Here is a 22414-nt window from a genome sequence, read left to right on the forward strand (position 1 = left end):
TCAGTGCACCGGGAAGATAAAGCACTTGTCGCGCCGGATGGTCAGCCACATCGGCGTGCCATTCTTGGGCAAAAACACCGCTGGCACCGTCACCTTGAACCGTGGCCCGCCGAATTCCATCTCGAACTCGACCAGGCTTTCGCCGCCCATGAACCGCGCCCGCCGCACCTCGCCGCGCACCGCCGTGCCATCGCTGATCGTCGGCACCGGGCCCTTGCCCGCGCGGTCGAAATCCAGCTTGACGTGCTGCGGGCGCACCACGATCTCCACCGCCTGCCCATTCGGCACGCCCGGCGCCAGAAACTGGCCAAAGGGCGTCTCGGCCAGCGCGCCATGCACCGTGCCGCGCACCACGTTCACATCGCTGAAGAACGATACCGCCGCGCGGTCGGCGGGCGCGTTGTAGATGTTATACGGCGCGCCCTGCTGCACGATCCGCCCGTCACGCATCAACGCGATCGTGTCGGCCATGCGCATCGCCTCCTCGGGCTCGTGCGTGACCAGCAGCACCGCGGTGTCCTGCTCGCGCAGGATGTCCAGCGTCTGGTCCCGGATGCCGTCGCGCAGCCGGTTATCGAGGCCCGAAAACGGCTCGTCCATCAGCATGATCGACGGGCGCGGCGCCAGCGCACGGGCCAGCGCCACGCGCTGCTGTTCTCCACCCGACAGTTCGTGCGGAAAATTCCGGTCGTATCCCGACAGCCCCACGCGCTCCAGCAGCTCCCCCACGCGCGCGGCTTTCTCATCGGCCGTCCCGCCCAGCCCGAAGGCCACGTTCTCGCCCACCCGCAGATGCGGGAACAGCGCGAAGTCTTGGAACATCAGGCCGATATGCCGCCGCTCGGGCGGCACACGGTAAACCGTATCGCAGACCAGCTTGCCATCGACCCAGATCTCGCCCGCATCCTGCATCTCGACGCCCGCGATCATCCGCAGCGTCGTCGACTTGCCACAGCCCGACGGCCCCAGCAGGCACGTCACCTGCCCCGGCAGCACCGACAGCGACACGTCGTCCACCACAAGACGACCGTCGTAACGGCGCACCAGATTCCGGGTCTCAAGGCGCGGGATTGGGTCCTGCACATCTGCCTCTTCGCTTTTCCGACTGAATGTGTCGGGCTTGCCGTCGCAGATAGCAACCCCGCCCGCCCCGCGCAAGATGCCGCCGCTTCCGGGCGAAACACGCAAAAGTGCGCCGAGGTCAGGATTTTCCGACTATCGCGGTGCGACGGTTGGGCCTATCTGGATCGTACGAACGAGCAGCAAAAACAAAAACACTGACGGAGCCTACCGATGCGAAAAGTCCTGATTTCCGTACAGGTCGCCCTGATCGCCCTTCTGGCCATCACCGGTGCCCTGGCCGGCCCCGACACCCCCCCGGCCTGCCCTCTGGGGGAACCCGCAAAAGTCGAAGACTGCAAGAAGTAACAGGTCTCAGCCGCCCCGCGCTTTCTCGATCGCGGGGCGGATCTGGCTATCCATCACGCGCTCGGTGATCGGCCCCGGAAAGCGCAGCACGACACGCCCCTCGCCGTCGATCACATAAGTCTCCGGCACGCCGTAAAGCCCCCAGTCCAGCGCCATGCGCCCGTTCGGATCGGCCCCGATGGCCGTATAGGGATCGCCCAACTCCTCCAGGAACCCCAGCGCATTGCCCGGCTGATCCTTGTAATTCACACCGTAGATGGTGACGCCTTCCTCGGCCAGCGCCTCCAGATGCGGATGCTCCACCCGGCAGGGCGCGCACCAGCTCGCCCAGTAGTTCACCAGCTTAACACCGCCCTCACGCAACTCGGCATCCGTGAACGGCGTCTTGCCCTCCAACGGGGTCAGCACCACGGCGGGCGCCGGCTTGCCCTCAATCGCCGAGGGCAGCGCATCGGGATCCTCGCGCTGCATCCCGATATAGAACACCGCGGCCAGCGCCGCGAAGATCACCGGCGGCAACACCATCAGGAAAGAGGTCTTAGGCATCCGATTTCCGCTTTCTTTCAACATCTTTCAGCGCGTTCTTCACGCGCACCGACCGCCGCCAGCTCAAGACCACCAGCGCGATCAACAGCACCAGCGACACGGCGTAGGACGACAGTACCGCCTCGGCATATTTTCCAAGATCCGGCATCACGCCTCCATCCGGTCACGGGCCAGCAAGGCCCGCATCCGCCGCGCGCGTATTTCCGTCTGCGTGCGCAGGAACACCAGCGCGATGAACAGAAACACGAACCCCGCAATCGAAACGAGCAGCGGAAAATAGAACACATCCGCCACGTTCTCTTCCTTGTCCAGGCTCAGCGACGCCCCCTGGTGCAGCCCCTGGTTCCAGAACAGCACCGCGTAACGGCTCAGAAGGGCAAAGACCGACCCCACGATGCACAGGATCGCGGTCAGGTCGGCGGCCGTGTCGTCGTTCTCGATGGCTTCCCACAACGCGATATAGCCCAGATAGAACAGGAACAGGATCAGGAACGAGGTCAGCCGCGGGTCCCACGCCCACCACGTCCCCCACATCGGCTGGCCCCAGATCGCCCCGGTCGCCAGCGCGATCACCGTCATTACCACGCCCACGGGGGCCGCCGCACGGGCCGCCAGCGCGCTCACGTGGTGCCGCCGCACCACCCAGATCAGCGAGGCCACCAGCATCATGATCCACGCGTTGATCGCCATCAACGCGCTTGGCACGTGCAGATAGATGATCTTGACGGTCGAGCCCTGGCGGAAGTCGTCCGGCGTGAAGAAGAACCCCCAGATCAGCCCCGTCGCCAGGCACAGCACCGCCAGCACCGACACCCACGGCAGGACCTTGTCCGTCGTGTCGATGAACTTCTTCGGGTTGGCGTATTCCCACAATGATGCCACGCGCGTGAATCCTCCGTTAACGCAGGTTGACCCTCAATACCGCAGCCGATGCAAAAGGCAAAAGCGCGATGGTGCCGCAGGTGATCCCCGCCAGCATCAGCATCGGCGTCGAGTAATCCTGCCCGTCCACCCCGCGCCGCGCCATCTCGGCGCCAAAGATCAACGTGGGCACATAAAGCGGCAGAACAAGCAGGCTCAGCAGCAACCCGCCCCGCCGCAGCCCAACCGTCAACGCCGCCCCGAACGCACCGATCATGCTCAACGCTGGCGTCCCAAGGAGCAGCGACAGGACCAATGGCCCATAGCCCTGCACAGGCAGGCTCAGCAGAACACCCAGCACGGGTGCGGCCAGCACCAGCGGCAGTCCCGTCGTGATCCAGTGCGCCAGCCCCTTGACGGCTGCCACCGCTTCCATCGGCAGCGGGGCCGTGGCCAGCAGATCAAGGCTGCCGTCCTCCCAGTCCAGCGCAAAGATCCGGTCGAGCGACACGAGGCAGGCCAGCAGCGCCCCGATCCACAGGATGCCCGCCGCGATCCGGGAAAGAAGCTCCGATTGCGGCCCCACGCCAAACGGCACCAGCACCACGACGATCAGGAAGAACGCGAGGCCCAGCCCGAACCCGCCCCCGGCGCGCACCGCCAGCCGGATGTCGCGCAGCAGCAGCGCGATCACAGGAACGCCTCGTCGAAATCGTCCATGTCCTGACGCACCGCGCGAAACGGCGCCACGTCCAGAACCGTCGCCTCGTCCAGGCCCAGGTCGATATGCGTGGCCAGCACCGCGATGCCGCCCTCGGCCAGATGCGCACGCACCACTGCGGCGAACATCCCCACCGCACGCGCATCAAGCGACACGGTCGGCTCGTCCAATATCCAGATCCCCCGGCCCGTCACCAACAGTCGAGCCAGCCCCAGCCGCCGCTTCTGCCCGGCGGACAGAAAGCCTGCGGGCCGGTCGGCCAAGGCCTCCAGCTCATAGGCCGCCAAGGCGTGGGAAATCTCTTTCCGGCCAAAGACCTGCGCCCAGAAGCTCAGGTTCTCCGACACGCTCAGCGCAGGCTTGATCCCGTCGGCATGGCCCGCGTAAACCACGTTGTCGGCCGGGTACTCCACCTCTCCCGAAACCGGCGGTTGCAACCTGGCCAGCGTCCGCAACAGCGTCGTCTTGCCCGCGCCATTAGGCCCGCGCAGCACCAGCGCCTCGCCCGCCGCCACGGCAAAGCTCAGACCGTCCAGCACCCGCACGCCGCCGCGCGCCACGCAAAGGTCCCGGACCGTCAGGCGCATCGCCGGCCCACCGCGTTCAGACCGGCAACAGGGCCACGGCCACGCGCCGCCCTTCCGAGATCAGCACGTTGTAAGTCCGCGCCGCGGCGGGCGAATTCATCGCCTCCACCCCCAGACCCGCCTCTTCCAGCGGGTCACGCAACGCGGCTGGCACATGCGCGGTTTCGCCGCCCGTGCCGATGAACAGAACGTCAACCTGATCCACCAGCTCTATCAGCGATGCGCTGTCGTCAAACCCGCCCCAGGCGCGCACCCCGTTCGGCCCCACGCAGACCGCGCCCTCGATCGCCTCTCCGCCCACGCGGAAAAAGCCCGGCCCGTAGCCGTCGATCGGTTTCACGTCGGAAAAACTTACCTCGTTCAGGCGCATGTCGTCCTCCTCAGTCCCACAGCGGCAGGCCCGAGATGACCGCGAGCGCGATCACCCCGTAGGCGGCCCAGCGATACAGCCGCTCGCGCGTGGGGTCAAACAGCGCCTGCCCGATCAGCGTGGTGATCAGGTAAGGCACCGACATCACCACGGCCAACATGGCCAGCTCCGCAGTCACCGCGCCTTGCCACAACAGGTTGGCGATCAGCACCACGTCGAGCGCCGCCAGAAACAGGATCGTATTGCCCCGCACTGACTGCACCGCCGCCTGCCCCGAAAGATAGAACAGGATCACCACCGGCCCGGTCAGGCCCGTCAGACCGCCGACGATCCCCGCCGCCGCCCCGATGGCCAACAGCCCCGGCCGGGTGATGGCGCGTGAGTACCGCCACCCGGCAATCAGCGCCGCCAGCATCCCCGCCGCCACGCCGGTGATGATCCAGCGCACCGTGTCGGTGTCCAGGCGGTCCAGCAGCATCAGACCCACAGGCACCGTCACCAATGCCGCCAGCACCAGGAACCCGACCTCTTTCGGCTCCCCCTGCCGCCAGGCCCGGCGCAAAATGGCCGCGTTGCTGGCGATGCCGGTCAGCATGATGACCACGATCACTTCCTTGGGCGACAGAAAGATATTGGCCACCGGCACCACGATCAGCGCCGTGCCGAAGCCGGTGAACCCCCGCACCAGCCCCGCGACCCCGATGGCGAAGCACAGCCAGACCAGCCCCGGGGTGGCCAGCACCCCGCTCAGGATCTCAGGCATCTACGTTCGCGAACTGCGTCCCGGCATTGGCGTCGGGCTTGGACCAGTCGCGCTTGACCCCCAGCCACAGCAGAACCGTGCTGGCCACGAAGATCGAGCTGTAGGTGCCCACGATCACGCCCCAGATCATCGCAAAAACGAAGCCGCGGATCACGTCGCCGCCCAGCACGAACAGAGCCAAAAGCGCCAAGAGCGTGGTGACCGAGGTCATCATCGTCCGGCTCAGCGTCTCGTTGATCGAGATGTTCAGAACCTCTTTCAACGGCTTCTTCTTGTACTTTATCAGGTTCTCGCGCACCCGGTCGAACACGACCACCGTGTCGTTCAGCGAATAGCCCACGATGGTCAGAAGCGCCGCGATAATGGCCAGGTCGAACTGGATCTGCACTTCCGAGAATATGCCGATGGTCAGCACGACGTCATGCACCAACGCTATGACTGCGCCCAGCGCGAACTGCCACTCGAACCTCAGCCAGATATAGACCAGCACCGCGCCGATGGCCAAAAGCACCGCGATCACCGCCGTCTGGATCAACTCGCCCGACACTTTCGGCCCGACGCTCTCGACAGAGGTAAATGTGATGTCCGGCACCGCCTCCTGCAACGCCGCCTCGACCTGGGCAATCGTGTCCTGCGACACGCTTTCCTGCCCGTCCTGCGCCTGGATGCGGATCATCGTCACGTTCTCGTCCGGGCCGAAAGTGGGGTCGAACACCTCGGTGATGCTCACGTCTCCCAGTTCCAGCGGCGTGATGGCGTCGCGGTATTGTCCCACATCCACCATCTCGGCGCTCTGCGTGCGGATCGTCGTGCCGCCGCGAAAGTCGATCCCGAAATTCAGCCCCTGCAACAGGAACGACACCAGCGCGACCACGATCAGAACACCCGACAGGCCCAGCGACAGCTTCCAGCGCTTGAAGAAATTCCAGTCCGTGAACGTCGGCACCAGCTTCAGCGACCGACCCTGCAACACCGTCTTGGGCCGCTTGCGCTCGAACCACATGACTGCGATCAGGCGCGTGACGAAAATCGCCGTGAAGACCGACGTGATGATCCCCAGCCCCAGCGTGATGGCAAAGCCGCGCACCGGGCCGGCCCCCATGGCGTAAAGGATCAGCGCCGTGATGAAGGTGGTGATGTTGGCATCCGTGATGGCACTCAGCGCTTTTTCATACCCCAGCTCTATCGCCCGCGCAGCACCCTTGGCCGTCTTCATCTCCTCGCGGATCCGTTCGAACACCAGCACGTTGGCGTCCACCGCCATCCCGATGGTCAGCACGATCCCCGCGATACCCGGCAAGGTCAGCGTGGCGCCGATCATGCTCAGGAGGCCGAATATCAACCCCACATTGATGATCAGCGCGATATTGGCAAAAAGCCCGAAAATGCCATAGCTCGCCCACATGAAGGCCAGCACCAGCACGAAGGCCACGATACAGGCGATCTGCCCCGCCGCGATACTGTCGGCCCCCAGTTCCGGGCCGATCGTCCGCTCTTCCAGGAACGTCAGTTCGGCAGGCAGCGCGCCCGCGCGCAGAAGAACGGCCAGGTTGGTGCTGTCCTCGACGGTGAACTGCCCGGTGATGATTCCGGTCCCGCCCGGAATATGGCTCTGGATCACCGGTGCGCTGATCACCTCGTTGTCCAGCACGATGGCAAAGGGGTTGCCCACGTTCTCTGCAGTATAATCGCCGAACTGCCGCGCGCCCGTCGGGTTGAAGCGGAACGACACGGCAGGCCGTCCGTTCTGATCGAAATCGGGCTGCGCATCGACCAGCTGCTCGCCCGTCACCACCGGCGCGCGTTCCAGGATATAAAACACGCCCTCTTCGTCGATGGATGGCAGTATCTCGTTCCCGCCACCGGGGTTTTCATTGCCGTTCGTGGTCCGGCTCACCACCGGCTGGAATGTCAGCTGCGCGGTGGTGCCGATGATCTCCTTCAGCTCCGCCGCACTGCCCACGCCCGGCACCTGGATCAGGATGCGGTCCGCGCCCTGCCGCTGGATCGTCGGCTCGCGCGTGCCCATCTCGTTGATACGCCGCTCGATGATCTCGCGCGCGGTGCGCACGGTCTGCTCGTCGCTGGCCTGCCGCTCGGCCTCGCTCAGCGTGACGACCACCGCGTCGCCCTCGACGGTCACCGTAATGTCGTTCTGCCCCGCACCCGTTACGCTGGCCACCGGCCGTGCCAGCCCGCGCACGAGGCTCGCGGCATATTCGGCCTCGTCCGCATTCTCAACCAGCCGCACGCGCAACTCCGGCGCGTCGGTGTCCTGCAAGCGGATCGGCCCGACCCGGTCGCGCTCCTCGCGCAGCAGGTCGCGAATCTCCGGCCACATCGCCTCGATCCGCGCGTCATAGACGTCCTCGACCTGCACCTCGGCCAGCAGATGCGCCCCGCCCCGCAGGTCAAGGCCAAGGTTCACAAGGCCGGACGGCAGCCAGTCCGGCCACATCTCGGCCTGCTCCTGCAACCCCTCTCCGTCGCCGCCCATCTCCAGCGCCATTGTGGCGTCGTTATGGGTCTCGACGCGGGAATAGAACGCGTTCGGCATCGCCAGAAGCAGCCCCATGGCCACCAGGCCCCAAATCACCACGCGTTTCCAAAGGTCGATCTGAAGCATCTGAAGTGCCTTTTATGTCTGTATCGGGTCTACTGGACGGGCATCGCGCCCCGGATCAGGCGGCGGGCTCGGTCTTGGACAGAACCTGCGCCACGGTGTTGCGCACGATGCGCACCTTGACGCCCTCGGCGATCTCCACCTCGATCTCCTCGCCCTCTTTCACGCGGGTGACCTTGCCGATCATCCCGCCCTGGGTGACGATCTGATCCCCCTTGCGCAATGCGGCCACCATCGCCTGGTGCTCTTTCATCTTCTTCTGCTGCGGGCGGATAAGAAGGAACCACATGATCGCGAAGATCAGGATGAGCGGGATGAACTGGCCGATGGCTTCCATGCGAATCTGTTTCCTTTTCGGGCTTTGCAGGCCCCCCGGCCCGCGTTTGCGCGAACCTAAGTCCGGCTTTTGCGTTTTGCAAGGCGCGAACCGGACCGCCTGCGGCAATGTCGCAGCGGCACCGCAAACGCCCGTTACCGGAATAAATCGGCTATTATCCCGCGCGTGTTACTTGCTACAACCCAGCCCACGACTCAACCTGACCCAAGGACCAAGACGATGCACGACATCCGCGCCATCCGCGAAAACCCCGCCCAGTTCGACGCCGCCATGGCCCGTCGCGGGGTGTCGAACGCGTCGTCCGAGGTCCTCGCGCTGGACGAGGACCGCCGCGCCAGGATCCAGGCCGCCGAAACCGCGCAGGCCGATCAGAACAAGGCCTCCAAGGAGGTCGGCGCCGCCAAGGCCAGGGGCGACGAGGCCGAGTTCGAACGCCTCCGCGCGCTCGTGTCCGAGAAAAAGGCCGAGGTCGCCGCGATGCAATCCGAGGCCAAGGCGCTCGACCAGAAGCTCACCGATCTGCTGATGACCCTGCCCAACCTCGCGCTCGAGGACGTGCCCGAGGGCGAGGACGAGGACGACAACGTGGAACTGAAACGCTGGGGCACCCCCCGCGATTTCGATTTCCCCCCGGTCGAGCATTATGACCTCGCCGGCGTCAAGCCCGGCATGGATTTCGAGACAGCCGCGAAACTCTCCGGCTCCCGCTTCGTCGTCCTCTCGGGCGGCGTCGCGCGCATCCACCGGGCGCTCGCGCAGTTCATGATCGACACCCATGTCGAGGAGAACGGCCTGTCGGAAACCTGGACCCCCGTTCTGGTCCGCCCCGAGATGATGTACGGCACCGGACAACTGCCCAAGTTCGGCGAGGACAGCTACGAGACCACCAATGGCTGGTGGCTCGTGCCCACCGCCGAGGTGACGCTGACCAATATCGTCAACGGCCTCGTGGTGGACGAAGGCTACCTGCCCCGCCGCTATGTCGCCCACACCCAGTGCTTCCGCTCCGAGGCGGGCAGCGCGGGCAAGGACACCGCCGGGATGCTGCGCCAGCACCAGTTCGAAAAGGTCGAGATGGTCTCCGTGACCCACCCCGATAAGTCCCTCGAAGAACACGACCGCATGACGGCCTGCGCCGAGGGCATCCTCGAACGCCTCGGCCTGCCCTACCGCACCATCGTCCTTTGCACCGGCGACATGGGCTTCGGCGCGCGCAAGACCCATGACATCGAGGTCTGGCTGCCCGGTCAGGGCACCTACCGCGAGATCAGTTCGGTCTCCGTGTGCGGCGATTTCCAGGCCCGCCGCATGAACGGCCGGTTCAAGCCCGCGGATGGCGGCAAGCCGCAATTCGTGCACACGCTCAATGGCTCGGGCCTCGCCGTGGGCCGCTGCCTGATCGCGGTGCTGGAAAACGGTCAGCAGGCGGACGGCTCGGTCAACCTGCCCGAAGTGCTGCACCCCTACCTGCGCGGCAAGACCCGGCTTCTGGCGGACGGTTCGCTTGGATAGGAAACTTCGCGCGGAATCGAGGCACGGCTCTGCCGCGCAATCGCCAGACCGCGGGATGGCGAACCGACCACTGTTCAGGGCACTTTATTTCCGAGTTCCCGCATAACCTAAGACCGACGCGCCAACGTCTCCAAATCGCCAGCCCGGGGGGCGGTCTGGCGATTGCGCGGCGGCGCGGCAAGCCGCGCCTTGATTCCGCGCAAGATGATACAATAACGCCGTCTCGGGCCTGACTCGCGACCTCCCCTTCAGCCTCCGCCCTCGGCGTTGACCATTCTTTAATCAGCCCGCGGCATCCTTACCGCGGTGAAACAAATTTTGTATATACGCCGTATTGACGCAAAATATACACGCGTCATAAATTCGTTACATGAAAAATGAAAAGCACACCCTGGCGGCGGCGGCTTTTCTGATAACGAGCACGCTGGCCGCTCCATCGAACGCCCTCAGCCTTGCAGAGCAGGCAGAGGCCTTCGCCACCTGCGCCGGGCGCTACTCCGCCATGGCCACCCGCCAAAGCGCGACCCACAACCCCGACAGCGACGCGACCCGACAGCTGCAAAGCAGTTTCGAATCCCTGCTGGAAGCCATGCTGCCCCACGCCGCCGAGGCCGGCATAGACCCGCGCCGCGCCCGCAGCTGGCAGGCCTCGGGCTGGTCCGAAATGGCGCAGCTCATGCGCCTGCAACAGCGCAGCGCCGACGCCACCCATGCCGACCGCGCCACCCGCGACATGCACCGCCGCCTCTCCACCTGCCGCCAGCTCATCCTCTGACCCGGGGCAATTTCCGCGCCGCGCCCACTGGTCATTCCGCGCCCGTCAGCCTAGGTTGCATCCCTGAAACCGCAGCGTGACAGGGCCCCGCAGAATGGCGCACTCCGACAACCCCGCCGATCCCTTCAAAAAGGCGCTGGCCGAGGCCACCAAGGTGCTGGCCGACGACCCCGACCTGAACGTCTCCTACTCGGTCGATCCCGCCGGGGTCTCGGGCGATTCCATGCGCCTGCCCCAGATCAGCCGCCGCATGACCAAGGACGAGGTGCTGCAGGCCCGCGGCACCGCCGACGCGCTGGCGCTGCGCCACAAGTATCACGACGTGGGCACCCACACCCGCTATTGCCCGCCCGGCGACATGGCCCGCGACCTCTACGAAGCGATGGAAACCGCCCGTTGCGAGGCGATGGGCGCGCGCCACATGCCCGGCACCGCCGGCAATATCGACGCCAAAATCGGCGCCGAGGCCCGCCGCCGCGGCTACGACCAGATCACCGACGCCTCCGAGGCACCGCTGGCCAATGCCGCGGGCTACCTCATCCGCCACCTGGCCACGGGGCGCGAGCTGCCCGACGGCGCCCGCAATGTCATGGAACTCTGGAAAGGCTTCATCGAGGAGCAAGCCGGCGGCACCCTCGAAGATCTCCAGAGCAAATTGTCCGACCAGTCCGAATTCGCCCGCTTCGCCCGCCAGATCATCGACGATCTGGGCTATGGCGACCAGCTGGGCGACGACCCCGACGCGCTCGACGACGACGAGCAGGACCAAGAGGCCGAACAGGACCAGGAGGAAGAGGAACAGCCCGACAGCACCGGCGAGGATGACAGCGACGAGGCCGAGGCAGACGCCGATCCCGAGCAAAGTCAGGATCAGCAGCAGGACGAAGCCCAAGCCCAGGTCAGCATGGACGACATGGCCGACCAGGAGCAGGGCGACGAAACCGAAATGCCCGAGGGCGAGGCCCCGCTCGATCCCCCCGCGCCCCAGCCCATCTCGGACGCCGACCCCAACTATGCCGTCTACAATTCCACCTTCGACGAGGAAATCCACGCCGAGGACCTGGCCGAGCCCATCGAGCTGGAACGCCTCCGCGCCTTTCTCGACCAGCAACTGGAACCCCTGAAGGGCGCCGTCAGCCGCCTTGCCAACAAGCTGCAACGCCGCCTGCAAGCGCAACAGAACCGCTCCTGGGAGTTTGACCGCGAAGAAGGCATCCTCGACGCCGGCCGCCTCGCCCGCGTCGTGGCCAACCCCACCACCCCGCTCAGCTTCAAGGTCGAGAAAGACACCGAGTTCCGCGACACGGTCGTCACGCTGCTTCTCGACAATTCCGGCTCCATGCGCGGCCGCCCCATCTCGATTGCCGCCATCTGCGCCGACGTCCTCGCCCGCACGCTGGAACGCTGCAACGTCAAGGTCGAGATCCTCGGCTTCACCACCCGCGCCTGGAAAGGCGGCCAAAGCCGCGAGGCGTGGCTCAACGAAGGCCGCCCGCAACTGCCCGGGCGTCTGAACGACCTGCGCCACATCATCTACAAGTCCGCCGACGCCCCCATGCGCCGCACCCGCGCCCATCTGGGCCTGATGATGAAAGAGGGCCTTCTGAAGGAAAACATCGACGGCGAGGCGCTGGAATGGGCGCATCGCCGCCTCGCGGGCCGCCGCGAGGCGCGCAAGATCCTGATGGTCATTTCCGACGGCGCCCCGGTGGACGATTCCACCCTGTCGGTGAACCCAGCCAACTACCTTGAAAAACACCTGCGCGACGTGATCGCCATGGTCGAAAAGCGCAAACAGGTCGAACTTCTGGCCATCGGCATCGGCCATGACGTCACGCGCTATTACAACCGCGCCGTCACCATCACCGACGCCGATCAGCTGGCCGGGGCGATGACCGAACAGCTCGCCGCGCTCTTCGACAGCGACCCGCGCGCCCGCGCCCGCGTGATGGGAATGCGCCGCGCCAGCTAAGCCCCGGAATTTGCGCAAATTCCGGGATAGAAAATGCGCATTTTCTATCCCATTTTCCGCGCGGAAAATGGTCCGCTCTCACCGCCACACTTGCACTTCACCCCGCGCGGCCCTAGCACTTTGGCCATGACAGATTTGCCCGACACCGTCTTCCAGTCCTTCACCGAAACGTCTTCGCCCGAACAGGGCCCGCCGCGCCTGAAACGCCTGCGCGCGGAACTGGAGCGCGAGGGCGTCGACGGCTTCATGATCCCCCGCGCCGACGCGCATCAGGGCGAATACGTCGCGCCAGGTGACGAACGCCTCGCGTGGCTCACCGGCTTCACCGGCTCCGCGGGCTTCTGCATCGTGCTGCAGGACATCGCCGGCGTCTTCGTTGATGGCCGCTATCGCGGCCAGGTCCGCGCCCAGGTCGACACCGATCACTTCACGCCCGTCGACTGGCCCGACACAAGGCCCGCGGGTTGGCTCAAAGCCCACCTGCCGAACAGCGGAACGGTCGCCTACGACCCCTGGCTCTATACGCCCGAACAGATCGCCGCGATCGAGGACGGCCTTGCGGGCACGCAGATCACTCTGAAGGCCACCGACAACCTCATCGACCGCACCTGGCCCGACCGCCCCGCGCCGCCCACGGGTGCGGTGCGCGTCTACCCCGACGACCTCGCCGGCAAATCCCACGCCGACAAGCGCCGCGAGCTTGCCGAGACCCTGCGCGAGGACGGCCACCGCGCCGCCATCCTCACCCTGCCCGATTCCATCGCGTGGCTTCTGAACATCCGGGGCAGCGACATCCCCCGCAACCCGATCCCCCACGCCTTCGCCATCCTGCACGACGACGCCAAGGTCGGTCTCTTCATCGACCCCGCCAAGCTCGACGATACAGTGCGCACGCATCTCGGACCGGATGTCACGCTCTATCGACCGGAAGAATTCGAACCCGCCGTCAGCGCCCTCTCCGGCCCTGTCCGGCTCGACCGCGCGTCGGTGCCCCTGCGCCTCGTGACACTGCTGGACGAGGCCGGCACCGAAATCGCCTATGCCGGCGACCCCTGCATCCTGCCAAAGGCCTGCAAGACCGACGCCGAGATCGCCGCCACGACCAAGGCCCATCTGCGCGACGCCGCGGCCATGTGCACATTCCTTGCGTGGTTCGACGCGCAATCCCCCGGCACGATCACCGAGATCGACGTGGTGAAAAAGCTCGAGGCCTGCCGCCGCGCCACCGGCGCGCTCCTCGATATCTCCTTCGACACCATCGCCGGGTCCGGCCCGCACGGTGCCCTGCCGCATTACCGCGTCTCGCAGGCGACCAACCGCACCCTTGAGGACGGCGAGTTGCTGGTCCTCGACAGCGGCGGGCAGTACCAGGACGGCACCACCGACATCACCCGCACGCTGGCCATAGGTCAGCCCGGCGATACCGAGCGCGCAGCCTTCACCCGCGTGCTGCAAGGTATGATCGCCATGAGCCGCGCGCGCTGGCCCAAGGGGCTGGCTGGCCGAGATCTCGACGCCATCGCGCGCACTCCGCTCTGGCTCGCAGGTCAGGATTACGATCACGGCACCGGCCACGGCGTCGGCGTGCACTTGTGCGTCCACGAAGGCCCGCAACGCCTGTCGCGCGCCTCGACCGAGCCGCTCAAACCCGGCATGATCCTGTCGAACGAGCCGGGATATTACCGCGAAGGCACCTTCGGCATCCGCATCGAGAACCTCGTGGTGGTCACCCCCGCCCCCGACCTGCCCGACGGCGACGCCACGCGCCAGATGCTGCACTTCACCACGCTCAACTATGTGCCCATCGACCGCCGCCTGGTCGATGCGGAGGCGCTGACCCGAGCCGAACGCGACTGGTTGAACGCCTATCACGCCACCTGCCGCGACCGCATCGGGCCGCGTCTCGACGACGCCACGCGCGACTGGCTGACCGGGGCCACCGCCCCGCTCTGACATGAAACTGTGACAAGTCTGCGCGACACCGCACAGGCCAACAGCTTGACACCGGGCCCCGTCCCGGTGCCTAAAGTGGCTTCAAGAGGGAAGGAAAAGACATGGCGAAGATCACGATCCACAAGGCAGACGGCACATGGACGGTCCGCGCGGGCGGCGCGGTACTGGTCGAAAGCAAAAACGCGCTGGTTCTGGCCGAGGACGGCCTGAACGACGTGATCTATTTCCCGCGCGAAGACATCGCCATGGCCTTCCTCGACGAAAGCAACCACCGCACCACCTGTCCGCACAAGGGCGAGGCCAGCTATTTCTCGATCGTCACCAAGAGCAAGACACTGGAAAACGCCGCCTGGAGCTACGAGGACCCCAAGCCCGACGTGGCCCGGATCAAGGACCACCTTGCGTTCTATTCCTCCGACGACGTCACCGTCGAACAGGTCTGACGCGTCAGATTATTCGTACGAATAATCTCACCTGAAATTCTTCGTACGAAGAATTTCAGGCCCCCCAAAACCTGTGCTGGGAAGACTCTTCGCCCGACGGCCCCTCTTTCACGCGCTGCCGGTCCCCTCGGCTTGTCGGGGCCGAAATCACCAGAAAGAAGACCTCGGCATCCCCCTCGTTGCGGGCCTGGTGGGCCACGCCCTTGCCGACCGCCATGCCTTGCCGCGCGGTCAGCCGATGCACCGCACCGGCGACCTCCAACGTCAGCGTCCCGGACAGCACGTAAAAGAACTGCTCGGCCCCGTGGTGCAGATGCCGCTCCTCCCGCGTGCCCGGCGGCATCCGTTCCTCGATGATCGACAGGTCCTCGCCCCCGCGCAGAACCCACCCGTCGCAGCCCGCGCCCCAGACGTAATGCTCCGCGCTGTCGCGAGCCGCGATCATCCGCCCTCGGCACCCAGCCGCGCCGCCACCCCGCGCGCCAGGGCCCGGCGAGGAAACGGCACCAGCTTGCCGGTCTCCTCGTCCCACAGCTTCAGCCGGAAACTCGCCAGCGCCTCGCGCCAGCGGATCTCGTCATGCACCCGCAGGTCGTCGGGCAGGTTCTTCTGCGCCCGGCGCAGGTTGTAGGACGGGATCTGCGGATTGTAATGGTGCAGGTCGTGATAGGCGATGTTGCCCGTGCCGATATCCCACCAGTGCCCCAGGTCCAGGCTGGACGAGCCTTCCAGCGTGGCGCGGCGGAAATCCAGGTCTGGCTTGCGGTCCCAATAGGTGTCCTCGAAATTATGCTGCAAATAGACCAGGAACACCCCGATCACCCCCGCCAGCACCGCGCTCGCCCCCAGCACCACCAGCCCCGGCACGCCCAGCAGCGCCCAGACAAGGGCGACATAGGCCGCGACGGCGATGTTATGCGCCACCACGCCCCACGGACCCACGCGCCGCGTGTTCACCGGCCAGCGATAGGCGATGAAATAGGCATATATCCCGCCAAGGCTCAGCATCACAACGGGGTTGCGATAGATGCGATACCAGGTGCGCGTCCAGATCCCTGCGTCGCGCCATTCCTGCAAGGTCATGGTGTAGACCTCGGTGGTCTCGCGATGCTCCAGATTGCCCAGATAGGCATGGTGCTGGTTGTGATTGAACTGCATCACCCGGTAAGGCGTCAGCGAAAACACCGACAGGACATGCCCGGCCACGTCGTTCAGCCACCGCGTGGCAAACAACGAATAATGCCCGCAATCATGCTGCAGGACGTACAGCCGCACCGACGCGAAGGCCAGGATGACGACGCAGGGCACCACCGCCCACCATGCGGGCCACGCCCAAGCGCCCAGCCCCAAGGCCGCGATATAGACCGCGAAACTCGCGCCATAGCTCAGCGCGCCCATCCCGTCGGACTTGCGCGTGTACTCCCTGAGGTAATCGCGGATTGTCATGGCAAAACGCCTCCACAGGCAAAAAATCCCAAAAAACGTAACCAGAAATACCCTTTACAGGATCAATTTGAAACTATTTCAGTCATTTGCAAGGGGCGGCAGCGAATTTCCGTGGGGCCGCCTCCCGCACCGAAAAATGAGAGGCATCATGCACAAGGTCAAGGCCGTCTTCGCGCTCGTCGCCGCCATCCTCTTCGCGCTGTCCCCGGTCTACAGTTCGGGCTTCAACGGCTTCAGCGCCGGGCAATTCCCGATCCCGCAGGACAATCCCCCGGTGCAGCCCGCCGGCTATGCCTTTTCGATCTGGGGCCTGATCTATATCTGGCTTCTCGCCGGGGCGCTCTTCGGCTTGCTCAACCGCTACGACGATCCCGCCTGGGACACCATGCGCTGGCCCTATATCGCCAGCCTCGTCATCGGGGCGGCCTGGATCCCGGTGGCCAATATCAATCCCGCCTGGGCCACCGTCCTCATCTGGATCATGTGGGCCACCGCCGCACTGGCCTTCCTGCGCATGGGGCGCCGCGACAGGATCTGGCTGCGCACGCCCATCGCGCTCTATACCGGCTGGCTGACGGCAGCCGCCTGCGTGGCGCTCGGCCTGCTGCTGGCGGGCTACGGCTATGTCTCGGAACAAACCGCCGCCCTGGCCATGATCGCGCTCGCCCTCCTCCTCGCGGCCACCCTGCTGACGCTGCGCCCCGACACAACGGAATACGCCGCCTCGGTGATCTGGGCCCTGATCGGAATCGCCGTCGCCAATGCCGACCCCGCCAACTGGCCGGTGTTGGCGCTGTGCGGGGCCGGGCTCGTGGCCTTCGTGATCCTTGCCCTGCGTTCGGGTTCCGGGCACCTCAGAAAATGAAATCGTCCGAATTCAGATCCGCCAGAGACACGTCCAGCAGCGTGATCGAACTCCCGTCACCGGTCTCGATGACGACGTTCGCGCCGACCTGCCGGATTTGCTCCACCAGGTCGGCAAAACCGTCGATCCCGGACAACGCCGACAGGTCGATCCTTTCAAAATGGTTCAACGCCTCGAAATCAGCGATCGTGTCCTGCCCGTGACCATCCGCGAAAATGAACACATCCCAATTGAGATCGCCGCGCAGAAGGTCGTCGCCCGGCCCGCCGTCGATCCTGTCGAAGCCCGAGCCGGCAGAAAGGAAATCGGCCCCGCGGTCTCCTGCCAACTCGTCGTTGCCGTGTCCTCCGAACAGGCGGTCATCACCTTCCCCGCCGTGCAGCGTGTCGTCTCCCCCTTCACCGAAAAGGGCATCGCCTGACGCACCGCCAAAGGCTAGGTCGGCTCCATCTCCACCGAACAGCCGGTCAAAGCCGTGCTCGCCATGTAGGACATCGTCGCCATCGTCACCGTATAGGTTGTCCGCCTGGTCGCCGCCCTGCAACAGATCGTGGCCCGGGCCGCCGTACAGCAGGTCGAAACCGACATCCCCCTCGATGGTGTCGTTGCCTACCCCGCCCCAGACCACGTCGTTGCCCCAAAGCGCCTGCACATGATCGTCGTTCAGTCCGGCGGCGATCAGGTCGCCGTTGGCGCTGCCGGCAATGATCGCCAGAACATCCGCCGGATCATCGTCATAGTCGTTGATCGTCACCCCGCCCTGCGCCACGTATCCTGCCGGCACGAAATTCACCGGATCGACATAGGCCACGACCGGCAGCGCCCAAGGATCCGCCGGCAGGTTCAACGCTCTCACGAAATGGTCCTCCTGCGCGGCCTCTTCAGCGCCGACTGAGTTATCCATCGTGACGCGCGCGCCTTCCATCGCATAAAAGGCGAAACCGTCGCCGGTATCGATCACCAGAAAGGGCTGTTCACTGTCGGCATCGTCGGCCGGGTTCGAATCGTAATGGACCAGCTTCCACGCGTATCCGCCTGCAACACCCTGCCCGGCAAACAGGTCGATCTCATCCGTTCCGATCCTCAACGTGTCGCGGCTGGGGTCGAAATCCTCGATCCGCCCGGTGATCACCGCGCCATTGCTGACCTCATGAAGATCCGTGAACACGAACGTGTCGGCGAAAAGCCCGCCGCTAAACCGCTTTTGGTCGCCACGTACGTGATGCCCCTTGGAAAACACCGTGATGTCATTGAATGCGATCTCGATCGTGTCGTCACCGGCCTCGCCCCAAACGTGGATCTGCGAGGAATCGGGGTTCCTTATCTCGGCAGCTGTTCCATAATTGTCGCCGGAGCCGTTCCGGACGGTGACGATCGTTTCGCCATTTTGCGTACCCTTGACGGATGTCGACATAGCACCTTTCCACCTATGTAAGAGAAGACCTCTTAACAGGTGAGGCGCACAATAAATCTACAACTTTAGCTTGATCATCTAAGTCATTGCCAAATGCTAAGGTTGCAGGGCTTGAAGTCAAGCCAGAAACCTTCACAACAGGTGAAAATGATCAGGAATTTCGAGGCGGTTTACCCAGATGCTTGCGCAGCTTCGACGGACCGGCCTTCTTCTTGGCCTTGTAGGGGTTCTTGTCCGATTGCGACCGCAAGGTCAGCCGGATGGGCGTGCCCGGCATGTCAAAGTCGTCCCGCAACCCGTTGACAAGATAGCGTGAATAGCTTGCCGGCATCTTGTCGGGATGGCTGCACATCACCACGAAACCGGGGGGCCGCGTCTTGGCCTGGGTCATGTAGCGCAGCTTGATCCGCCGCCCGCCCGGTGCGGGGGGCGGATGCGCCTCCAGCACGCCTGTCAGCCAACGGTTCAGCCGCGCGGTGCTGACCCGCCGGTTCCACACGTCATAGGCTTTCTCCACGGCGGCATGCAGCCGGTCCAGCCCCTTGCCCGTCTTGGCCGAAACCGTGACCAGCGGCGCACCGCGCAGCTGCGGCAGCAGCCGCTCGAACGCCTCGCGCAGGTCGCGCAGCTTGCCCTGCTTGTCGTCCTCGATGTCCCACTTGTTGACGGCCACCACCACAGCGCGCCCCTCGCGCTCGGCGAGGTCGGCGATCCTCAGATCCTGCTGCTCGAACGGAATGGCGGCATCCAGCAGCACCACCACGACCTCGGCGAATTTCACCGCGCGCAAACCGTCGCTCACCGACAGTTTTTCCAGCTTTTCCTGCACCTTGGCCTTCTTGCGCATTCCCGCCGTGTCGAAGATCCGCATCGGCAGCCCGTCCCAGTCCATCTGGACCGAGATCGCATCCCGCGTGATCCCCGCCTCGGGGCCGGTCAACAGCCGGTCCTCGCCCAGGATCTTGTTGATCAGCGTGGACTTGCCCGCGTTGGGCCGCCCCACCACCGCCACCTGCAAAGGCCGCGCCTTGGTGGGCTTGCGCACGCCCTCGGGGTCGGCCTCGCCGTCCTCGTCCACGGCCACGTCCACCTCGGGCGCTTCCGCCTCGGCCCGCTCGGCATAGCCGTCGGCCAGCGGCAACAGCGCGGTGTAAAGGTCGTGCATCCCCTCGCCATGCTCGGCCGACATCCGGATCGGCTCACCCAGGCCCAGACTGTAGGCCTCCAGCACACCCGCATCGGCGGCACTGCCCTCGGACTTGTTGGCGGCGACAAAGACGTGATCGGCCCGCTTGCGCAGGATCTCGGCGAACATCTCATCCAGCGCCGTCACCCCTGCCCGCGCGTCGATCAGGAACAGGCACACATCGGCCATGTCCACCGCCCGCTCGGTCAGCTTGCGCATCCGGCCTTCAAGGCTGTCGTCGGTGGCGTCCTCCAGCCCGGCGGTGTCGATCACTGTGAACCGCAGGTCAGCCAGCCGCGCATCGCCCTCCCGCAGGTCGCGCGTCACGCCGGGCTGGTCGTCAACCAACGCCAGCCGCTTGCCCACAAGCCGATTGAACAGCGTGGATTTGCCCACGTTGGGGCGGCCGACGATGGCCAGTGTGAAACTCATCTTGTCAGGCTCCGGATCGGATGAACCGCGCGGATCCTGCGCATCAGGACCCCCGCGAAAGCGCCCTGTTACACCAAGTCCGGCTTAACGGAAAGCCATCAACTGGCCCTTCGACGACACGACATAAAGCGTGTTTCCGGCAACCACAGGGTTGGTCGTGGCTCCGCCCGGCATCTGCACCTGTCCCAGCGCCGCGCCATTGGTCGGATCGTAGAACCGCATCAGCCCGTCGCTCGACGCGATAATCAGCCGCCCGCCCGCGATGATCGGCCCGTGATGGGCAAAGATCCGTGCCTGCTTGCGCGGCTTCGACTTGGTGAAGAACGGCAACTTCACGCCCCACAGGCGCCGCCCGTCGGACTTGGCCAGTCGCAGCAGTTCGTTGCGGTCCGACACCAGGAAAATGGAATCGCCCGCCGGCCACACCCGGTTCAGCGGCCCGTCGGCGGCGGTCCACAGACGCTCGCCATTGCCCAGGTTCAGTGCCACGGTGCGCCCGGTATGGTTGCCCGCGAAAATCGTGTTGCCGTCGATCACCGGCTCGCCGGTCGTGTCCGCGATCTGGCCACTGGAATAGCCCTCCCGCCGGCCCGCAATCTGCGTCGTCCAGCGCCGCAGCCCGCCTTGCAGGAACGCGCCCTGCACCTCGCCCGAGCCAAAGCCGAAGACCACGAACTTGTCCGAAATGCCCGGCGACGGCGCGCCCAGAACGTTCTGGATGTCGGGCCGCGCCTCCATCTGCCAGGCGATGCGCCCGTCGGTGCGGTCCAGCGCCCAAGCCAACTCGTCGCCCGCCACCACATATACCAGGTTCCCGGCCACCGTGGGGCTGCCCGATCCGGTGGCGCGCAGGTTCTGCTGCCACTGCACTTGGCCCGTGGCCGCATCCAGCGCAGTCAGCAGGCCAAAGCCCGACGAGACGAACAGCTGTCCGTTGTCATAGGCCAGGCCGCCGCCGCTGCCGTCGATGGCGCCGTCGTTCTCGGGCACGAGGTCGCGGGTCCAGATGACCTGTCCCGCCGTGCTGACCGCCGTCACCTGCGCACGGGAATCCAGCGTAAAGACACGGCCTCCGCCCACCACCGGATCGGCGGTTATGCGCGACTTGCGCCCGTCGCCCTGTCCGATATTGGCGGTCCAGGCCAGTTGCGGCGCGCCGCGCAGCGCCGGATGCGCCACCCGGGTGCGCGCGTTGGCGATGCTCTGGGTCCAGTTGGCGTTGCTGCGCGCCGCCGGCAGGGCCAGGGGCGGAACGCTGCCCGACACCGTCTGCGGCGCCAGGTCCGGCTCGCCCTGCTCGGTCTGAAGGATCTCGTTCACCTCCAGCCGTTCGCCGGTCAGGATGTTTTCCTTCTTGGTACAGGCCGCGACAAGGCACAGCGCACTCAGGCCAATCACTCCCGCTAACGTCTTCACCGCTGGTCGCCCCCGTACTTGTCCTCGCGCCGGCCCCTTTGGGCCGCAGTCACGCCTAGTTGCCGTCGGCCGCGCCGTCCGGCTCTTCTTCAATGTCACCGTCCAGCGCAACAATCAACTGCTCGGCGCGCCGATTCAAGCCCGCTGTGGCTTCCGCGCTTTCATAGATGCCACGCAACCGCTCCAGCGCCGCGTCGCGGTTTCCCTCGGCCAGATCGACCAGCGCCAGCTGTTCCTCGGCCAAAAGGCGCACCACACCGCCGCTCGCCGCCATGCCCTCCAGCCGGCTGCGCTTGTCCTCGGCGCTCAGGCCCGAATCCGGCAGCGCCACCGCCTTCAGGGTCGCGATCTGGCGGTACACCAGCGGCACATCCGGCGAATCTGCCAGCGTCAACAGCTGCTCGGCGGTCTCGGGGGCCAACTCGGCCCCGCCTTCGCCCGCGGCCAGCAGCCCGACGATGGCCCGCGCGCCGCCGGTCTCGGTCTGGATGGCGTCCAGCGCCGCATTGCGCGCCGCGCGATCCTCTTCGCCCAGCGCCGCGATGATCGCATCGCCCAGCGCCTGCGCCTCGGCCCGCTCCTGCGCCTTGCGCCACTCGTTGAAGGCCGCGCCGCCAACCAGCAACAGGACCGCCAGGATACCGATCCATCCATACCGCTTGAAATTCCGGTACAACCGGTCACGGCGGACCTCCTCGGTCACCTCGTCGATAAAGCTGTCAGACTGGCTCACTCGGCACGCCTTTCCTTACGATTTCGCCCCT

Annotated in this window: 23 protein-coding genes; 7 read left to right on the top strand and 16 right to left on the bottom strand. The window is 65.5% G+C overall.

Annotated features, from left to right (window positions below):
• Window positions 1-1083 carry an ABC transporter ATP-binding protein gene (locus XM53_RS12005; protein WP_057793765.1) on the bottom strand — a complete coding sequence of 361 codons (1083 nt, stop codon included), beginning with the start codon at window positions 1081-1083 and terminating at the stop codon, window positions 1-3.
• 210 nt (window positions 1084-1293) lie between these two features.
• Here XM53_RS12005 and XM53_RS23920 point away from each other — a divergent pair, with 210 nt between their 5' ends.
• Window positions 1294-1428 (top strand): hypothetical protein, encoded by a 135-nt coding sequence (locus XM53_RS23920; RefSeq protein WP_268873926.1) that lies wholly within the window; start codon window positions 1294-1296, stop codon window positions 1426-1428.
• Between the two features lie 6 nt (window positions 1429-1434).
• On the opposite strand, the gene XM53_RS12010 is transcribed toward XM53_RS23920, so the two are convergent.
• From XM53_RS12010 to yajC, 9 genes are read right to left on the bottom strand one after another with little or no spacing between them, the layout of a single operon-like run.
• Complete coding sequence (locus tag XM53_RS12010) at window positions 1435-1974, bottom strand: DsbE family thiol:disulfide interchange protein (protein WP_236544481.1); 540 nt, start codon at window positions 1972-1974, stop codon at window positions 1435-1437.
• Entirely contained in the window at window positions 1967-2125 is a 159-nt protein-coding gene (ccmD, locus tag XM53_RS12015; protein WP_057793602.1) for a heme exporter protein CcmD, read from the bottom strand. Before ccmD ends, XM53_RS12010 begins: the two co-directional genes overlap by 8 nt.
• Window positions 2122-2856 carry a heme ABC transporter permease gene (locus XM53_RS12020; RefSeq protein WP_057793604.1) on the bottom strand — a complete coding sequence of 245 codons (735 nt, stop codon included), beginning with the start codon at window positions 2854-2856 and terminating at the stop codon, window positions 2122-2124. The genes ccmD and XM53_RS12020 overlap by 4 nt, the downstream gene beginning before the upstream one ends.
• A gap of 16 nt (window positions 2857-2872) precedes the next feature.
• On the bottom strand, window positions 2873-3529 hold the full coding sequence (ccmB, locus tag XM53_RS12025) for a heme exporter protein CcmB (protein ID WP_057793606.1): 657 nt from the start codon (window positions 3527-3529) through the stop codon (window positions 2873-2875).
• Complete coding sequence (gene ccmA / locus XM53_RS12030) at window positions 3526-4143, bottom strand: heme ABC exporter ATP-binding protein CcmA (RefSeq protein WP_057793608.1); 618 nt, start codon at window positions 4141-4143, stop codon at window positions 3526-3528. The genes ccmB and ccmA overlap by 4 nt, the downstream gene beginning before the upstream one ends.
• A 16-nt stretch (window positions 4144-4159) precedes the next feature.
• On the bottom strand, window positions 4160-4513 hold the full coding sequence (locus XM53_RS12035) for an Mth938-like domain-containing protein (protein ID WP_057793610.1): 354 nt from the start codon (window positions 4511-4513) through the stop codon (window positions 4160-4162).
• Between the two features lie 10 nt (window positions 4514-4523).
• Window positions 4524-5276: a sulfite exporter TauE/SafE family protein gene (locus XM53_RS12040; RefSeq protein ID WP_057793611.1), complete on the bottom strand. Its 753-nt coding sequence runs from the start codon at window positions 5274-5276 to the stop codon at window positions 4524-4526.
• Entirely contained in the window at window positions 5269-7902 is a 2634-nt protein-coding gene (gene secD / locus XM53_RS12045) for a protein translocase subunit SecD (RefSeq protein WP_057793613.1), read from the bottom strand. The genes XM53_RS12040 and secD overlap by 8 nt, the downstream gene beginning before the upstream one ends.
• Before the next feature lie 55 nt (window positions 7903-7957).
• A complete protein-coding gene (yajC, locus tag XM53_RS12050) occupies window positions 7958-8236 on the bottom strand; it encodes a preprotein translocase subunit YajC (RefSeq protein WP_057793615.1) in 279 nt (92 codons plus the stop codon).
• A gap of 219 nt (window positions 8237-8455) precedes the next feature.
• Here yajC and serS point away from each other — a divergent pair, with 219 nt between their 5' ends.
• The 5 genes from serS (at window position 8456) to XM53_RS12075 (ending at window position 14891) form a co-directional block, all read left to right on the top strand.
• A complete protein-coding gene (gene serS / locus XM53_RS12055; RefSeq protein WP_057793617.1) occupies window positions 8456-9748 on the top strand; it encodes a serine--tRNA ligase in 1293 nt (430 codons plus the stop codon).
• A 370-nt stretch (window positions 9749-10118) separates the two neighbouring features.
• Entirely contained in the window at window positions 10119-10523 is a 405-nt protein-coding gene (locus tag XM53_RS12060) for a hypothetical protein (RefSeq protein WP_057793619.1), read from the top strand.
• A 94-nt stretch (window positions 10524-10617) separates the two neighbouring features.
• On the top strand, window positions 10618-12495 hold the full coding sequence (gene cobT, locus XM53_RS12065; RefSeq protein WP_057793621.1) for a cobaltochelatase subunit CobT: 1878 nt from the start codon (window positions 10618-10620) through the stop codon (window positions 12493-12495).
• Between the two features lie 126 nt (window positions 12496-12621).
• A complete protein-coding gene (locus tag XM53_RS12070; protein WP_057793622.1) occupies window positions 12622-14448 on the top strand; it encodes an aminopeptidase P family protein in 1827 nt (608 codons plus the stop codon).
• 101 nt (window positions 14449-14549) lie between these two features.
• Window positions 14550-14891 carry a DUF427 domain-containing protein gene (locus XM53_RS12075; RefSeq protein WP_057793624.1) on the top strand — a complete coding sequence of 114 codons (342 nt, stop codon included), beginning with the start codon at window positions 14550-14552 and terminating at the stop codon, window positions 14889-14891.
• A 55-nt stretch (window positions 14892-14946) separates the two neighbouring features.
• On the opposite strand, the gene XM53_RS12080 is transcribed toward XM53_RS12075, so the two are convergent.
• Complete coding sequence (locus XM53_RS12080; RefSeq protein WP_057793626.1) at window positions 14947-15336, bottom strand: cupin domain-containing protein; 390 nt, start codon at window positions 15334-15336, stop codon at window positions 14947-14949.
• Complete coding sequence (locus XM53_RS12085) at window positions 15333-16337, bottom strand: fatty acid desaturase (protein WP_057793627.1); 1005 nt, start codon at window positions 16335-16337, stop codon at window positions 15333-15335. The genes XM53_RS12080 and XM53_RS12085 overlap by 4 nt, the downstream gene beginning before the upstream one ends.
• Window positions 16338-16485: 148 nt before the next feature.
• Here XM53_RS12085 and XM53_RS12090 point away from each other — a divergent pair, with 148 nt between their 5' ends.
• On the top strand, window positions 16486-17202 hold the full coding sequence (locus XM53_RS12090) for a tryptophan-rich sensory protein (RefSeq protein ID WP_057793629.1): 717 nt from the start codon (window positions 16486-16488) through the stop codon (window positions 17200-17202).
• Here the strand turns inward: XM53_RS12090 and XM53_RS12095 are convergent.
• The 4 genes from XM53_RS12095 to XM53_RS12110 form a co-directional block, all read right to left on the bottom strand.
• On the bottom strand, window positions 17192-18616 hold the full coding sequence (locus tag XM53_RS12095; RefSeq protein WP_057793631.1) for a calcium-binding protein: 1425 nt from the start codon (window positions 18614-18616) through the stop codon (window positions 17192-17194). The two genes, XM53_RS12090 and XM53_RS12095, sit on opposite strands and share 11 nt — an antisense overlap.
• 151 nt (window positions 18617-18767) lie before the next feature.
• A complete protein-coding gene (der, locus tag XM53_RS12100) occupies window positions 18768-20234 on the bottom strand; it encodes a ribosome biogenesis GTPase Der (RefSeq protein ID WP_057793633.1) in 1467 nt (488 codons plus the stop codon).
• 84 nt (window positions 20235-20318) lie between these two features.
• Window positions 20319-21650 carry a PQQ-binding-like beta-propeller repeat protein gene (locus XM53_RS12105; RefSeq protein ID WP_057793635.1) on the bottom strand — a complete coding sequence of 444 codons (1332 nt, stop codon included), beginning with the start codon at window positions 21648-21650 and terminating at the stop codon, window positions 20319-20321.
• 55 nt (window positions 21651-21705) lie between these two features.
• Entirely contained in the window at window positions 21706-22383 is a 678-nt protein-coding gene (locus tag XM53_RS12110; protein WP_057793637.1) for a hypothetical protein, read from the bottom strand.
• Window positions 22384-22414 lie beyond the last annotated feature (31 nt).

It is taken from the genome of Roseovarius atlanticus (assembly GCF_001441615.1).
Taxonomy (GTDB): domain Bacteria; phylum Pseudomonadota; class Alphaproteobacteria; order Rhodobacterales; family Rhodobacteraceae; genus Roseovarius; species Roseovarius atlanticus.